This is a genomic window from Exiguobacterium sp. ERU653 (genome assembly GCF_018617775.1).
GTDB lineage: Bacteria > Bacillota > Bacilli > Exiguobacteriales > Exiguobacteriaceae > Exiguobacterium > Exiguobacterium marinum.
In genome coordinates, this window is sequence record NZ_JACSKV010000001.1 from 1,429,534 (window position 1) to 1,445,108 (window position 15,575).

A 15,575-nucleotide genomic window follows, 5' to 3' on the forward strand; every position below is an offset into this window, starting at 1 on the left:
GCCGACATATGTCAGGCGGGTTTTCTTATCAGGCGACAGATTGCGCCGTTTCTTTTTTACGTTCGAGTTCGAATCGTTTCGTCTCGGCGACAACCACGCCTGAGAGGAACAGTAGTCCAATCAAGTTCGGAATCGCCATGAGACCGTTGAACACATCCGAGATGGACCAAATCAAATTCAAGTTCGTCGTCATCGCACCGAGTCCTGCGACTAAAATATAGAGGACACGATACGGGACGATCACTTTCTCCCCAAGTAGATAATACGCCGAACGCTCCCCATAATAGCACCAGCCAAGGACGGTCGAATAGGCGAAGAAGACGAGTGAGACCGTCACGATGATTTCCCCGATCGGTCCTAAGAAATACGCGAATGACGCTTGTGTCAAGGCAATCCCTTCAAGCCCTTCCGTATATTGACCACCTATGACAATCGTGAGCCCCGTGATTGAACAGACGATGAGCGTGTCAATCAAAACTTGTGTCATCGAAACGAGTGCTTGTCGTCCCGGGAAGTCGGTCTTCGCTGCCGCGGCCGCGATCGGTGCAGATCCAAGCCCTGCCTCGTTAGAGAACACACCGCGCGCGACCCCGTAGCGAATCGCTGCACCTAATGCACCACCGCCGATGGCTTCGGCACTGAATGTGCTCGAGAACATCGTCGATAAGGCACCTGGTACCAATTCAAGGTTCATAATGAGAATCACGAGCCCACTTCCGACATACGCTAAGATCATGAACGGTACGAATATGCCGACAACTTTCCCAATCGATTTGACGCCACCTAAGATGACGAACGCTGTGACGGCCATCATGACGATTCCCGTCACAATCATCGGGACGTCAAATGAGTTGTTCAGGGCGAGACTGATCGAGTTTGTCTGTACCCCATTCCCGATACCAAAGGCTGCGACCGATGCGAATAACGCAAACAACATACCGAGCCACTTTTTCTTCAATCCGTGTTCTAAGTAATACATCGGTCCCCCGGCAATCTCACCGCGTTCATCGACGACACGATATTTGACGGCAAGGATCGCCTCCGCATATTTCGTCGCCATTCCGACGAAACCAGATAACCACATCCACACGACGGCACCCGGTCCCCCGAGGACGATCGCCGTCGCGACACCGACCATGTTTCCGGTACCGACCGTTGCCGCCAATGCCGTCATGAGTGCCTGGAAATGCGAGATGTCCCCTCGTTGCTTCTTCTTCGGTTTATCATTCTTCGGAATAAATGCCTCTTTCAAGCCGACACCTAGCCTCGTCACCTGAATAAAGCCAAGACGAATCGTCAGGAAGACTCCCGTCCCGACGAGTAAGATTAATAAATGTGGCCCCCATACGAGATTTGACAAACTCGCCAGCCAACTTTCAATTTGATTCACCGTGTTGCTCTCCTCCTACGTTCTTGATTTGAGCGCTCTCCCTATATTTTTCAGAACATTCGCAATCGAGTCAAGGCAAGGTATTGTAAGTAAGCGGTTTCAACTCGTTATATAATTGTTACATTTCCCTTTCGACCTTGTTGTTATAAGCTTTCTGAAATTATTTTCGAAATATGATTGTAATATTTTCAATATGAGTTTAAATAAAAAAGAACTCGATTAAAAAATATTAATCGAATTCATAAAACAAATTATTCTATTTGCTCTCTTGTTTATCGTCATCAGATTCATTTTCGTCTTCACTCGAATCTTTTTCACCTATTTTTCTAATCGTAACAATGCTTACTAAGCTTACAATAACACCTGCAATGACGGTAAAACCATAACCTGCTTTGTCTATTGCAATTAAAGTAAGACCTCCAATAACAAATGTAAGCGCTAAAATAAAGCCAAGTATAACACCTAAATTATTGTTAAATGAACTTTTGTTAACAATTGATTTCCGTAAATCAGATTCCCTTATTTCAATTTCATGCCTATGTTCCATCTGTTTCCGTACCATTTCAAAGATTTCTTTCGGGGCATCTTCATAAACCTCAGCATATTGTCTTAGATGTTCTGGATGTGGCAAAGGACCTGAGAATCGCATTCTTCTCTCTACTGTCTTTGTAAAAGTACGCTCTAAAGAAAGACGCTCCTCTTCGTTCAGTTTATTGTAAACATCTTGATTATCATGCTTAATCATATCTAGAATTTCTTCTTCATGATTTTCAATATCCTGTGTATTTTCTACGACATCAATTTCATCATTAACATTGTGATCATCAGGACTCTGCATCAAGATTTCCTCACATTTTCATTTTTTGAAATCACAAATTATATTTTTTCTCAAATTCTTCAATAGCAGATTCAAAATCTTTTTTGATTTCTAGCCAATCTCGTTGGAAGGATTCATAGTCATTTGTAGGATTTGTGTGTTGAATATGAAAAACTTCCGTCTTTTTCTTCGATTTCATTCTAGATAAATTAAATGCGTTCGCATATTCATATAAAGTGAAAGATGTTTTATTTTTCTTAGGAGTCATTAACTTATTCATTTTTTATTCCTCCTGTTTAAAAAAACATACGCTATTTTATTAATGATCTTTTTAAAATTATACTATTTTTACGTTAGCAAGTAAAATAACTATATAGTGTGCTAAGTAACACTAAGTAATCATGATTACTTTAAAGCAGCCACAACTTCCTCGACGTGCCCTTTCACTTTAACGTTGCGCCACTCTTCTTCAATATAGCCGTCCTCATTGATGAGAAAGGTCGAACGGACGATGCCGTAGTACTCTTTGCCGTAATTTTTCTTCAGCTGCCATGCGCCATAAAGTTCCGACACCTCATGGTCCGCGTCAACGAGCAAATCAAACGGCAGGTCATTCTTCGTAATGAAGTTCTGATGTTTCTTTTGACTGTCCGCCGAAATCCCGAGGACGACCGCCCCTTCCATTTTCGGCATCGCATCACGGAAGTCGCACGCCTCTGTCGTGCAACCCGGCGTCGAGTCGCGGGGATAAAAGTACAAGACGACCTTTTTACCTCGATAATCTTCAAGCGAAATGATGTCTCCGTTTTGATTCAGTAATGAGAATGTTGGTGCGAGCATCTGTTTTCCTCCTTAGCCAAACGACGGGTCGACGAGTTGTTCGTCGTAACCATCGACTGCTTCTTCTAGTTTAGTTTTTAGCGGGTCCAGCACTTCGATATACTGAATCGGATTTTCCGTCGCAGCCGCTTCTCGAAGTGTCTCCTCGTTGTCCGTATACCATTTCGCATACGCTTTAAAATAATCGGTCATGATCGTTTGGTTCTCCTCGACTGTCAACGTCTCTGCCATGAGCAGGAAGACGTTATTGTCTGCCTCGAGCGCCATATAGTCGGTCTGGGCATTGACTTGATCATAAATGGGACCAGCCTCATCCTCCGGAATCTCAGCAAGACGGGCGTTCGCCTCGGCATTGACCCCGTATTCATTCGCATCCACCCCGATGAGGAGCTCGCTGACATCGGCGATCACATCCTTTGGCAATGCAGCCGGTGTGATGACGAGTGACCAGTCCTCCCCTTCCTTCACAGCGACCTTGCTGAGTCGGTTCGGAAGCGGATTTCCGTCTTGGTCGACCATTTCGTGGACAAGAAATGCCACATCTTCGTCCTCGTTGACCCAACTCTCATAGATGTCACCTGGGGCAATTTGGCGGGTGACGGCACCGGTTGCCGGAAGATCGGTTAACCGTCCGGCATAATCGATGCTCGCGAGCGTTTCAGCATCGCCCGACTCGAGCGCCGCTTGATAGTTCGCATACACTTCCGTCACGGCATCCGGCAATGGCCGTTCCGTTTCTTCTACCGTCGATTCTTCATCGTTGCCACATGCCCCGAGTGCAAAGACAAGGAGTAGCGGAATGAACCATTTTTTCATGTTGTTCGTCCTTTCTAAAGCTGCCTTCTCCCCCATCCTATCATGTCTCGATTTAACGCTCCAATGTCATGTGTTTCTGGAAAATTGTTTCACTAGGATTTCGGTCATAATTTCGATACAATACAGACGTAAGCGCTTTATCGCTCAACATCACTTTAAGGGGGAACGAGAATGATTCCATACAAACATGAACCATTCACAGACTTTACACAAAAAGAGAATGCCGATGCTATCCAAGCGGCAATCGAGAAAGTGAACGGTGAGCTCGGGAAAGACTATCCGCTCGTAATCGGTGGGGAAAAGGTTACGACGGAAGGTAAAATCACGTCTTACAACCCGGCTAACAAAGAAGAAGTGATCGGTCGCGTCTCAAAGGCGAACCAAGAGCTCGCAGAACGCGCGATGCAAGAAGCACTCACAGCGTTTGACTCATGGCGCCATGTCGACCCGTCCGTCCGTGCAGACGTCTTGTTCAAAGCAGCGAACATCGTCCGCAAACGTAAACATGAGTTCTCGGCTTACCTCGTCAAAGAAGCAGGTAAACCATGGAACGAAGCAGATGCGGATACGGCGGAAGCGATTGACTTTATGGAATACTATGCACGTCAAATGCTCGAACTCAAACCAGGTAAGAAAGTCGAGAGTCGTCCAGGCGAATACAACCGTTATGACTACATCCCACTCGGGGTCGGGATCGTCATCAGCCCATGGAACTTCCCATTCGCGATTATGGCCGGTACAGCAGTCGCGGCGATCGTGGCCGGTAACACGATTCTCTTGAAGCCAGCTTCAACGACACCGATCATCGCTGCGAAATTCGTCGAAGTGATGGAAGAGGCAGGTCTTCCAAAAGGCGTGCTCAACTTCATCCCTGGACCGGGCGCAGAAGTCGGTGACTACCTCGTCGACCATCCGAAGACGCGCTTCATCAGTTTCACAGGATCACGTGATGTGGGCCTTCGCATCAACGAACGTGCTTCTAAATTGAGCGAAGGGCAAATCTGGCTCAAACGCGTCATCGCAGAGATGGGCGGAAAAGACACGATCGTCGTCGACGAATCAGCCGACCTCGAACTCGCTGCACAATCAATCGTCAAGTCGGCTTTCGGTTTCTCAGGTCAGAAATGCTCTGCTTGCTCACGTGCCGTCATCGTCGACAGTGTGTATGACACAGTGCTCGATCGTGTCGTCGAACTTACGAACGAACTCTCTGTCGGGAACACAGAGAAGAACGAACACTTTATGGGACCAGTCATCGACGCAGCAGCCTTCAAGAAAATCACATCGTACTTCGATGTCGCAAAAGAAGAAGGACGCATCGTCGCAGGTGGAAACGCTGATGACTCGACAGGATACTTTGTCGAGCCGACCGTTGTCGCAGACGTTGACCCGAAAGCGCGCCTCATGCAAGAAGAGATCTTCGGACCAGTCGTCGCGTTCACAAAAGCAACAGACTTCAAAGAAGCAATCGAGATTGCGAACAACACCGAGTACGGTTTGACGGGTGCGGTGCTCACGCGCGACCGTGTAAATCAAGAGTTTGCTCGCCAAAACTTCCATGTCGGTAACTTGTACTTCAACCGTGGTTGTACAGGCGCAATCGTCGGCTATCAGCCGTTCGGTGGATTCAACATGTCCGGAACGGATTCAAAAGCAGGTGGCCCGGATTATATCCATCTCCACATGCAAGCGAAGACAACATCTGAAACGTTCTAATTGATAAAGAGACGGTCCCTTAGGGTCGTCTCTTTTGATTCAGTGTGCTTTAAATGTCTGATCAAACATAATCGCAATCTCTTCTTGAAGAAGGAGGAACAGTTCGAACAAGTTCGGATCGAACGTCCCGTGCATGTCTCGCATTGTTGCAATCGCGTCTTCGTGTGAAAAGGCAGATTTATAAGGCCGGACGGTCCTGAGTGCATCATACACGTCGATAATCGTGACAATCCGCGCTTCAAGTGGAATCTCTTCACCTTTCAACCCTTTAATATACCCAGTCCCATCCCAGCGTTCATGATGATAGAGCGCGATATGATAGGCCATTTGGATGAAGTAATTTTGAGGGAACTGAGCCTGCAAATCTTTTAATACTTCGCCTCCGACATACACGTGGTCACGCATAAGGACCCATTCCTCATCGGATAATGTATTCGCCTTCAGTAGGATTGAGTCCGGGACCGAAATTTTGCCGATGTCATGGAGCGGTGCCGCTAGTCGAATCCCTTCGATGAATAGCAGTGAGACATCTGGATGATGGTGTTCATATAAAATCGACGCAAATAACGTCGATAAATCCTGCACCCGTTCGATATGGTTCCCCGTCTCATTGTTACGGAGAGCCGATAGGCGTAAAAGCGTCCGAACGAGTCCTTCTTGATAATCGATCAATTCTTTCTCACGCTGCGCGAGAACACGCTGCGCTTCTTCCCGGCTCGCCTCGATCCGATGGCGTTCAACGGCTCCAAGAAGGGCGCTACTAAAGTCTTGTAACGCTTGTTGTTCATATTCCGTGTACGTTCGCTCTGTTACAACGGAATCGAATCCGACAAATCCCTGACACATTTCCCCTTGCATCATCGGGACCGCGAGCAGACTTTGAATCGACTGTGGTTCGAGGATTGCGCGGACTGCATTGTCTTCTGGCAAGTCAACTACACGAGGAATATACATTGTCTCGCCCGCCACGTGCGTGTTGACCCACTCCGGCAATACGTCGATTGGCACGTCTTGAAGATTGGCGATCTCGGCTGTGATCCCTTCGGCGCACCATTCGAACGTGTTATGACAGACTTGATTCGTGAAATCGTAATCAAACACATAGACGCGGTCGACCGCAAAGTAATGTCCGAGTTCGGCTAGCGACTGGTCAACCCGCTTTTTAAAATCCGCAATCTCTGTCGTCAAAAAGCGATTGAGGAGTGACGAAAGCAGGTGATGAAGTCGCTCTTGTTGTTGTAACTGTAACGTCAATGATTCATGCGAAGTTGCCACGTGCCAAACCTCCCCTATCAACTAAAATGAAATCAATCGTTCCATGCACTTCTTTTACCCAATTTTCAGTCTTTTTATCCTAGTTTATCCATTTGAAAAGCCAGGTGGTGACCACCCGGCTTTTGATTATACTTGTTTCAATAAATTGGTCATCTCGATGGCGGAAGTCGCCGCTTCCCATCCTTTATTGCCTGCTTTTGTTCCCGCACGCTCAATCGCCTGTTCAATCGTCTCCGTCGTCAACACGCCGAAGATGACCGGGACTTCGGATTGATAGCTCGCCTGTGCGATCCCTTTTGCCGCTTCGTTACAGACGTAATCAAAGTGTGGGGTCGCACCACGGATGACGGCACCGAGCGTGATGACCGCATCATAGTTTTGACTCATCGCCATCTTTTTCGCGACGAGGGGAAGTTCGAACGCACCCGGGACGAACGCGAGCGATACATCCTCTTCTTTCACCCCATGACGCTTCAAAGCATCCTTCGCCCCGTCAAGCAGACGCATCGTAATCAAGTCGTTGAACCGGCCGACGACGATTCCAATCTTTAACCCTTCTCCAACTAAGTTTCCTTCAAATGTATAGGTCATGTCCTTCATCCTCCAATATGATTCATTTTGAGTTGTTTCGTCATTCGATACGATTCGTTCGCCTCGTGCGCTCCGACATGAATCGGAACGCGTTCGACGACCATGATGCCACACGATTCCAAGGCATCGACTTTCTCAGGGTTGTTTGTCATGAGCCGGACACGCTTCACTCCGAGGTCACGGAGCATCGCCGCGCTCACCCGGTAGTCCCGAATGTCCGGATGAAACCCGAGTACCACGTTCGCCTCGACCGTATCCAATCCTTTCTCTTGAAGTGCATACGCCTTCAGTTTGTTCAACAGCCCGATGCCCCGCCCTTCCTGACGCATATAAAGCACGATGCCTGACTCCTGCTCGATTCGTGCCATCGCGGCATCGAGTTGCGGACCACAATCACACCGGAACGACCCGAAAACATCACCCGTCAAACATTCCGAATGAATGCGTACGAGCGGGATGTCCGTGAGCGTCTCGGTGACGAGGGCTACGTGCTCCTGCCCGTCAAACCGATTCTCGTAGCCAATCACTCGAAACGTCCCTTTCGATGAGGGTAGCGCTACGTCTGCTTCGCGCGTGACGAGGTTTGTCTCCATATACCGGACTAGCGCTTCGATTGTGATGAACGCCAACCCATGACGTTCAGCGACTTGAACCAAATCGGGTACGCGCGCCATCTCCCCGTCCTCTCGAATGATTTCACAAATGACTGCTACCGGCTCACTTCCCGCGAGACGCGCCAAATCAACTGAAGCTTCGGTGTGACCTCGGCGAACCGAGACGCCTCCTTTTTTCGCAATCAGCGGGAATAGATGCCCCGGTCGCTGGAAGTCGGAAGGACGGGAAGACGGGTTCGCCAGTTCACGAACAGTGTGAGACCGTTCCCTCGCCGAGATCCCGGTCGTCGAATCGATATGGTCGACACTGACCGTAAACGCTGTACCGTGCGGGTCCGTACTGTTCGTCACCATCGGCGAAAGGTCAAGACGTGCCGCCACTTCTTCCGCGACAGCGCTACAAACGAGCCCTTTCCCTTCCGTAATCAAAAAGTTCATCGTCTCAGGTGTCATCTTGTCTCCTAGTACGACAAAATCTCCTTCATTCTCGCGGTCCTCGTCATCCACGACGATGATGGGACGTCCTCGTCTCAATTCCTCAAGCGCCCGTTCAATCGAATCAAACATTACCATCCCGCCTTTCCATATCCTTGTTCCGCCAACGACTCGAGTGTCATCTTCGACTGCCCGATTACTTTTTCCATATATTTTGCTAACAGATCACATTCTAAATTGACCAAATCACCAGTTTGTTTCGTTCCTAGAACGGTCTCGCTATACGTATGGGGAATTAACGATAGTGTGAATCCTCGCTCCGACACGTCAAACACGGTCAAGCTCGTTCCGTCTACGGAAATCGAGCCTTTCGGTACGATGTAGGAGAGAAGCGTACGTTCACATCGGATGTCGACATACACCGCATTCGCGAGCTGTCGTTTCTTCGTGATTCGTCCGACCCCGTCGACATGGCCGGATACGAAATGCCCGCCGAATCGTCCGTTCGCCGGCATCGCCCGCTCGAGATTGACACGTGTTCCCGGTTTGACCCCATCTAAACTAGAGGCTTTCAATGTCTCCGGCATGACGTCGACAGAGAACGTCGCGGCATCGAACGTCGTCACCGTGAGACAGATCCCATTCACGGCGATACTGTCCCCGAGCTTCACATCATCGAGCACTTTCTCAGCTGACAAGACGAGTCGTAAAGATGGCCCGTTGCGCTTGACCGTTTTGACCGACCCGATTTCTTCTACGATTCCCGTGAACATCAGAACGCCCCCTTTCGAAGGACGACTTTCAAGTCGGGTCCGACCGTTTCGACCTGATGAATCATAAAACGGGAGATGTCCTCAATCGAACCAACCTGTTGTGAGCGATAGACGCCATGTTTCCCGCCGAACACTCGTGGTGATTGATAGGCGACCCATTCATCCACGTAGCCTCCGTCAAGGAGTGATGTGACGAGCGTCGGACCGGCCTCAATCAATACACGCCCGATTCCATTCGCGTATAGTGTTTCGAGGACCATACCGAGCGACGTATAATCGAATAATTCGACGCCGACAGCTTGAGCTCGTTCACGTCGCTCTGCTTCATCAGACGAAGTGAAGAGGAGCACCGGGACGTCTTCTGCGGTCCGGGCCAGCGTACTGGCGAACGGTAATCGTAGGTCACGGTCGAGCACGACCCGTTTCGGTTGACGCGTCTCATGACCCAATCGAACCGTGAGCGACGGATCATCCGCAAGCACCGTGCCAATCCCGGTCAAAATTGCATCGACGGTGGCACGTAGTTCATGCACATCACGACGGGCTTCCGGGCTTGTCACCCATTGACTCTCTCCCGTCTCCAAGGCGACTTTCCCATCGAGGCTCGTCGCCGTCTTCAAGATGACATACGGTCGTTTCGTCTCAAGCGACCGCAAGAACGCGGGATTCAATGCCCGCGCCTCCTCCTCAAGCAGACCGACTTCGACCTCGATACCGGCCGTTTGAAGACGAATGATCCCATTGCCTGCAACGAGCGGGTTCGGATCCTTCATGGCGACGATGACACGTTTGATGCCCGATTCCACGATCAGATTTGCGCACGGCGGCGTCTTGCCTTGATGCGAGCACGGTTCGAGCGTGACATATAATGTCGCCCCGTATGCAGCGGGACCAGCCATCCGGATGGCATGGACCTCTGCATGTGGTTCGCCCGCCTTGAGATGGGCACCCATTCCGACGATGCGTCCGTCTTTGACGAGCACGGCGCCGACGAGCGGATTGACACCGGTTTGACCATCGGCTGATTTGGCCAATTGAATGGCCTGTTCCATGTACTGTTTCATCTTTCTCCCTCCTTTTTCCGTACAAACAAAAGACCCTAAGGAAAGGTCCTTAGGGTCTTGGTGGGAGGGTTCCGTCGCTTTTGGGCAAGCCAAATAAACGTTTTCTATACAGAAAAGCGTACGACGAAGCACAGGTCACGCGGACCTGTTTTTTGTTCCTTCTCCCATCCAGACTATACTGTCGGCTCTAGAGTCTCACTAGATCCACCGTTCGCACACGTGCGCCCGGGTCACGGACTTAGGGCATGGGCCCATCACCGCCGGTTGGGAATTTCACCCGACCCCGAAGGAATATTTGTTTGTACAGATTTACTGTATCGCAATTATTTTTATTACGCAAAACAAAAAACGCCACTCGTGAGAGTAGCGTCCCGATTATGCGAGAAAGAGGACGACGAGAAGTCCAACAATCCAGCAATAATATGAGAAATATTTCAATTCGCCTTTCGCCATGATGTGTTGGAACCACTTCAACGAAATGGCCGTCAACACGTAAGATGCGATGAATGCCAGGATGAGCGGACCGAACAAGTCACGCGTCTCCGGATTCGTAAAGAGCGTCGGACCATCCAAAATCATCGTCCCGAGACTGATTGGGATGAACAGGAAGAACGAGAAACGAAGTGCCGATTCTTGCTTGATGCCGAGTAACATCGCCATGACGATCGTCGCCCCGGACCGACTGATTCCGGGAATGAGTGCCACGGCTTGCGCGAGCCCGATCAATACGGCGTCACGAAGCGTGATGCCACCGTCTCCTTTGTTCCCTCGCATGTTTCGGATGAACCAAAGGGCGAGTCCCGTAATGATGAGCGTATACCCGACTGTCGCCACGCCACCGAGCACTTCTCCGATCCAGTCCCCGAAAAGGACACCAAGGACACCGGCTGGCACCGTTGCAACGAGTAGTAATCCGATGAACTTCACATCGACCATCGTCTCGTCCGTTCGGTCTTTTTTGAATAAGAAGGTCCACAAACTCACGATGAGGCGAACAACATCTTTTCGATAAATCGTTAAGACAGCGAGAAGCGAAGCGAAGTTTACGAAAACTTCAAATGACAATCCCGGCAAGTCAATGTTAAATAGTTCTTGGAAGATAACGAGATGTCCACTCGATGAAATCGGAATCGGCTCAGTGAAACCTTGAATCAATCCAAGCAACGTATAAAATAACCAAACTGTCATAGTGATGATCCTCTTTTCTGTTTTTCACTCAATGCGGCTATTTTAGCAGAATCGGACTTTCATTGACCAGTCGTTTAATTTTTTTTGAACTAATTTCATAATTCGATTGATTAGTCTGAAAATTAAATTTATTATAGAAGGGTACTCATCTGGAGCGAAGGCGATGACCCCAACTCTCCAGTTGGGTACTTTTTTATAAAATATGACAATTTTGGATGATTAAAACTTTATGTTTACATTTCTCACGATATTCGATTTAATTTGTAATAGAGCTGTTACCATTTTTTGAAATTATCAACAGAGTCTTTAGTCCTACCTAATTCTTAGGAATTGTTTAAAAAATTTCAAATTCACGTTAATAAATCCGAAAAACAATCCGATAGTATGATTGTAGAAGCATTTTTTTCATCTTTGTCGGTTCAGATTTGAGTCCACGGAAGGAGGAACCATCATTGAATCAAACGCTATCCACTAAATCCCATCACTTGTCCACCGAACAGCAAAGGATGATCCATTGCATCCGCCTTCTCGGGGACTTGCTGAAGGAACGTCCACGCCGGTCTGTCTACCGTCGCTTCGCGATGGAACAGAAATGGCCATCCCCTGAATCCATCATTCGTCAGTTCGGGTCATGGGCTGAGGCACTTGCCATCGCAGGCTATGAATGGCATGGAGAATCTACTGTCGAATTGCCAGACAAAATGCCGAAGTATACACGTGAGGACATCGTCGAGACGCTCGCACTTTATTCGCGAGACATGGGCTCGATTATCACCTTGAAGAAGTATCAGCAATGGCGAAAGCTCCATCCGAAGGCACCGAGCCATTATCATATCGTCAAAACGTTCGGTTCGTGGCATGATGCCTGTGCCGAAGCGGGCCTTGAGGCGAGTGTGACCTATTCGAAAACAGAACTATCCGATGCTCTTCGTGAAGCCATTCAAGAAATGGGATTTTCGCTTTCATTCGAAGCGTATCGTGAATGGGCGAAGCGGAATAACAAACCTTCAACAAAAGCCATTTTACATCGCTATGGCTCCTGGTCAGCCGCTGTTCATGCGGTTGAATCTGAACTTTATAATACGAACTCATAATCATTTCATACAAAAGGAGGATCCCCGTGCGGAGGTCCTCCTTTTATCTGACTTCTGTCGATAGGTCGCGATAGTGGGCGACCCGGTCACGTCCATTGAATTTTGCCCCGACATACATAGCCCTGTCCGCATGCCTCAATACCGTATCGAGGTCTTCATACTCATGAATCGTTTCAATCCCAATACTCGCCGTCACGGTGATTCGCATTCCTTCTGTCCCAAAATCATGCTGTTTCAAGGTTTCCCGTATCTTCTCACCGACTAGATGGGCTGCCTCCTCATCCATTCTCGGGAAGACGAACACGAATTCTTCTCCTCCGTATCGTGTCACCAAATCCGTCGCCCGGACATTTCGTGTGAAGAGTTGACTTGCTTCAATCAACACCTCATCTCCGAACGCATGTCCATACGTATCGTTGATTGACTTGAAGTGATCTAAATCGATGAGGAAGAGCGAGAGTGGATAAGAGGCGACATCGTTTAATCGTTCTTTTGTCCAACTCCGTAATGCCCGCTGATTATGTAATCCAGTCAGTGGGTCCGTCAAACTCTCCTGTTGCAAACGATTGCGTTCGTCGATTCGCTCGATTGACCACGATAACGTTTTAAGGAGCCTGTTCACTTCGACGGCAATCGGTGTCTCGTATGCCCCGTTGGCTGTCGTCGATACCATGCAGCTGACAGCCGTTTCTGCTCCCCAAACCGGTGGAATGACAAGCGCCGAGTGATGCAATTCCTGTTGTTGTCGTTGCAGCTCAGGATGCCATTCATGTAACGAGTCGTAGACGAAACACGACTCATCTACATCTTGATAGCGCTCGATTATAAATGCGTCCGGCACACTAGGGATGATGCGACCCATCATGTCATAAAACGTCCGTTCCCCTTTTCTGTTGACTTGAAGCCAACCACGCTCTACTTCAACAATGTCACGTAGTCCGTTCCAAAATTTCTCAATCAACAGCTGCTCGCTATTTACTCGATATAACTGTTCCTTCAAACGTTCGACCTGGTCGACTTTGGATTTCGTCTCTTCCGTCTCCGTCGCTTTTGACATTGTCATTTTTAAAATGGACAAGACGAAGAACGTGACGATAAAGCCGACATAATCGAACAATAAATATGCCTCAATCGCAATCATCGTAAATAACAATTCGAGCGATACGACAAGCCAGTCGAAACGAATCAGACGGAACATGATCGGTAGCGGGATTCGTTCCCCGACCATAAAGTAAGACAGGGCAAAACTCATCGTGAGCATGAAAAAGAGCATTCCTAAAAATGCGAGCATCGCTACGCCTTGTTGAATCAAGTGAACAGATTCTCCGATTCGTCCTCCAAGTCCAATATAGGTGAGTCCCGGTAACAAGACGAGGAGACTTTCAATCACCGTGTTGAGCGGATAAAAATGCAAGAATCGTCTGCGTCCGACCTTGTGATTGAAGGCCCGTGCCTGAAATGTAAGAAGGAGTAACTGCCCCATCAGGAGAGCTGGAGCAAGTCCATACAGGAAAAAAGTGATGAAGACGAACATCTCATGAAACGTGAAATGCAAATGTCTACGTTTGAGCGGGTTCATGACAAACAACGCACCAAGCGTATAAATAAACCAAAACAACGGCCAATCGAACGAATCAAGGTGTTGGATGGTCAAATAAGTCACACCCGTGAAGACGAGCATCCACGCGAGCCAGCTCCGAACCAGATACTTCCGAAATCGCATCGTCTCCCCCCTCTTCTCGTTCATTTTTTCTAGTATGACCCGTAATGCAAAAACATTCCAGCAATTGTTTGAAAGTTGAGACAATGAAATATTGAAAAGATTCCCAATTCAATGTTTCGCTAATATTGATGTCGGCAACAACCTTTATAAAAGGGGGCTAACCATGGACTTTTCTCTATTCCTGATTACGTTTTTGTTCATCTATTCGCTTACCATCACATTTCTCTATTTACGGAAACAGAAGAATACGTAGAAAGGGCGGCCCTCACAGAAGGACCGCCCTTAACCATTACTTCGCTTTAACATAAGAAATTCCGATTGACCCGGAGCCCGTATGCGCCCCGAGAAGTGGTGCGAGCGTATCGACTCGGATCGGAATCGTGTCACCGAGTCGTTGTTTCCACTCCTCAGCAAGTTCAGGGACGTTCCCGTGAAAAATCGAAACGTCTTGACACTCGCCGCACTCGATTGCCGCACGCAACACTTCGAACAAGTGAGCCTGTGCTTTCTTGTATGTGCGAACCGTTTGATACGGAACGATCAACCCATCCTCAAATCGTAGTACCGGTTTCAATTGAAGCATGTTCCCGATGAGCGCCTTCGATTTGGAGATTCGTCCGCCTTTTTGCATTTGCGTCAAATTTTGAATTGTCAATTCGATGCGGACGTCCTCGACGCGCACCTTCATGTAGGCTTCTACGTCTTCGAGCGCATCGCCTCGTTCGACCCGTTCAATCAACTCCTCAAGCATGAGTCCCATCGTGTAGATGCCTGCCCGTGAATCGATGGCGAGTAATTTAAAGTTCGCAATCTCGGCCCCTTGTACAGATGCCGAATACGTCCCGCTTAAGTCCGATGACAAGTGAATCGCGATTCCCATGTCATACTCTTCTTTCAATTTTTCATAGAGCGTGACAAATTCTCCGATTGCAGGCTGACTCGTCGACACGCGCTCCCCCGCATCGATCCACTCGTATACGGTTGTCGCATCGACTTCGATTCCGTCTTTATACGGTTGATCCCCTTTGACGACGTAAAGTGGAACGATATGGATGTCAGGATGTTTCGTTAAAGCATCCGGAAGGACAATTGTGCTGTCTGTAATATAGGCAATCTTCATGAAAAGTTCTCCCTTTAAAAAGTTTATTAGTACCTGGTTATATTATTTTATCACAGGTGAAGCGGTTTCACTATTTTTTCAAAACATCCTATGTGCTTGATGACCAATCTTTTCTCGAA

15 protein-coding genes and 1 riboswitch are annotated in these 15,575 nt (G+C 48.4%); of the genes, 2 read left to right on the top strand and 13 right to left on the bottom strand.

Annotation, left to right across the window (positions count from 1 at the left end; translation table 11 throughout):
• Positions 1-28: 28 nt before the first annotated feature.
• The 5 genes from KNO95_RS07345 to KNO95_RS07365 all read right to left on the bottom strand — a co-directional run bounded on the left by KNO95_RS07345 (position 29) and on the right by KNO95_RS07365 (position 3,863).
• Entirely contained in the window at positions 29-1,390 is a 1,362-nt protein-coding gene (locus KNO95_RS07345) for an alanine/glycine:cation symporter family protein (protein WP_214878567.1), read from the bottom strand.
• 256 nt (positions 1,391-1,646) lie between these two features.
• Positions 1,647-2,228 carry a DUF2335 domain-containing protein gene (locus KNO95_RS07350; RefSeq protein WP_214878569.1) on the bottom strand — a complete coding sequence of 194 codons (582 nt, stop codon included), beginning with the start codon at positions 2,226-2,228 and terminating at the stop codon, positions 1,647-1,649.
• Between the two features lie 31 nt (positions 2,229-2,259).
• The gene (locus KNO95_RS07355) at positions 2,260-2,487 is read right to left on the bottom strand and encodes a hypothetical protein (RefSeq protein WP_214703344.1); all 228 of its coding nucleotides are present in this window, start codon (positions 2,485-2,487) and stop codon (positions 2,260-2,262) included.
• A gap of 125 nt (positions 2,488-2,612) precedes the next feature.
• A complete protein-coding gene (bcp, locus tag KNO95_RS07360) occupies positions 2,613-3,047 on the bottom strand; it encodes a thioredoxin-dependent thiol peroxidase (RefSeq protein ID WP_214703343.1) in 435 nt (144 codons plus the stop codon).
• 12 nt (positions 3,048-3,059) lie between these two features.
• Positions 3,060-3,863 carry a nuclear transport factor 2 family protein gene (locus KNO95_RS07365; RefSeq protein ID WP_214878571.1) on the bottom strand — a complete coding sequence of 268 codons (804 nt, stop codon included), beginning with the start codon at positions 3,861-3,863 and terminating at the stop codon, positions 3,060-3,062.
• Between the two features lie 171 nt (positions 3,864-4,034).
• Here KNO95_RS07365 and pruA point away from each other — a divergent pair, with 171 nt between their 5' ends.
• Entirely contained in the window at positions 4,035-5,579 is a 1,545-nt protein-coding gene (gene pruA / locus KNO95_RS07370) for an L-glutamate gamma-semialdehyde dehydrogenase (protein WP_026825331.1), read from the top strand.
• A gap of 39 nt (positions 5,580-5,618) precedes the next feature.
• Here pruA and KNO95_RS07375 read toward each other — a convergent pair whose 3' ends face one another.
• The 6 genes from KNO95_RS07375 to KNO95_RS07400 all read right to left on the bottom strand — a co-directional run bounded on the left by KNO95_RS07375 (position 5,619) and on the right by KNO95_RS07400 (position 11,519).
• Positions 5,619-6,854 (bottom strand): HD domain-containing phosphohydrolase, encoded by a 1,236-nt coding sequence (locus tag KNO95_RS07375; protein ID WP_214703341.1) that lies wholly within the window; start codon positions 6,852-6,854, stop codon positions 5,619-5,621.
• A gap of 126 nt (positions 6,855-6,980) precedes the next feature.
• A complete protein-coding gene (gene ribH, locus KNO95_RS07380; protein ID WP_214878573.1) occupies positions 6,981-7,445 on the bottom strand; it encodes a 6,7-dimethyl-8-ribityllumazine synthase in 465 nt (154 codons plus the stop codon).
• 5 nt (positions 7,446-7,450) lie between these two features.
• On the bottom strand, positions 7,451-8,626 hold the full coding sequence (gene ribB, locus KNO95_RS07385) for a 3,4-dihydroxy-2-butanone-4-phosphate synthase (RefSeq protein WP_026825329.1): 1,176 nt from the start codon (positions 8,624-8,626) through the stop codon (positions 7,451-7,453).
• Complete coding sequence (gene ribE / locus KNO95_RS07390; protein ID WP_214878575.1) at positions 8,626-9,267, bottom strand: riboflavin synthase; 642 nt, start codon at positions 9,265-9,267, stop codon at positions 8,626-8,628. The genes ribB and ribE overlap by 1 nt, the downstream gene beginning before the upstream one ends.
• Positions 9,267-10,331, bottom strand: coding sequence for a bifunctional diaminohydroxyphosphoribosylaminopyrimidine deaminase/5-amino-6-(5-phosphoribosylamino)uracil reductase RibD (ribD, locus tag KNO95_RS07395; RefSeq protein ID WP_026825327.1), 1,065 nt, complete (start codon positions 10,329-10,331; stop codon positions 9,267-9,269). The genes ribE and ribD overlap by 1 nt, the downstream gene beginning before the upstream one ends.
• A 152-nt stretch (positions 10,332-10,483) precedes the next feature.
• Positions 10,484-10,626: riboswitch (FMN riboswitch) on the bottom strand.
• An 80-nt stretch (positions 10,627-10,706) separates the two neighbouring features.
• Positions 10,707-11,519, bottom strand: coding sequence for an undecaprenyl-diphosphate phosphatase (locus KNO95_RS07400; protein WP_214699698.1), 813 nt, complete (start codon positions 11,517-11,519; stop codon positions 10,707-10,709).
• 452 nt (positions 11,520-11,971) lie between these two features.
• On the opposite strand from KNO95_RS07400, the gene KNO95_RS07405 reads away from it, so the two are divergent.
• A complete protein-coding gene (locus tag KNO95_RS07405) occupies positions 11,972-12,613 on the top strand; it encodes a homing endonuclease associated repeat-containing protein (RefSeq protein ID WP_214878577.1) in 642 nt (213 codons plus the stop codon).
• Positions 12,614-12,656: 43 nt separating this feature from the next.
• Here the strand turns inward: KNO95_RS07405 and KNO95_RS07410 are convergent, their stop codons facing one another.
• The gene (locus KNO95_RS07410; RefSeq protein ID WP_214703339.1) at positions 12,657-14,336 is read right to left on the bottom strand and encodes a sensor domain-containing diguanylate cyclase; all 1,680 of its coding nucleotides are present in this window, start codon (positions 14,334-14,336) and stop codon (positions 12,657-12,659) included.
• Between the two features lie 289 nt (positions 14,337-14,625).
• The gene (locus tag KNO95_RS07415) at positions 14,626-15,456 is read right to left on the bottom strand and encodes a DegV family protein (RefSeq protein WP_214878579.1); all 831 of its coding nucleotides are present in this window, start codon (positions 15,454-15,456) and stop codon (positions 14,626-14,628) included.
• Positions 15,457-15,575: the final 119 nt, after the last annotated feature.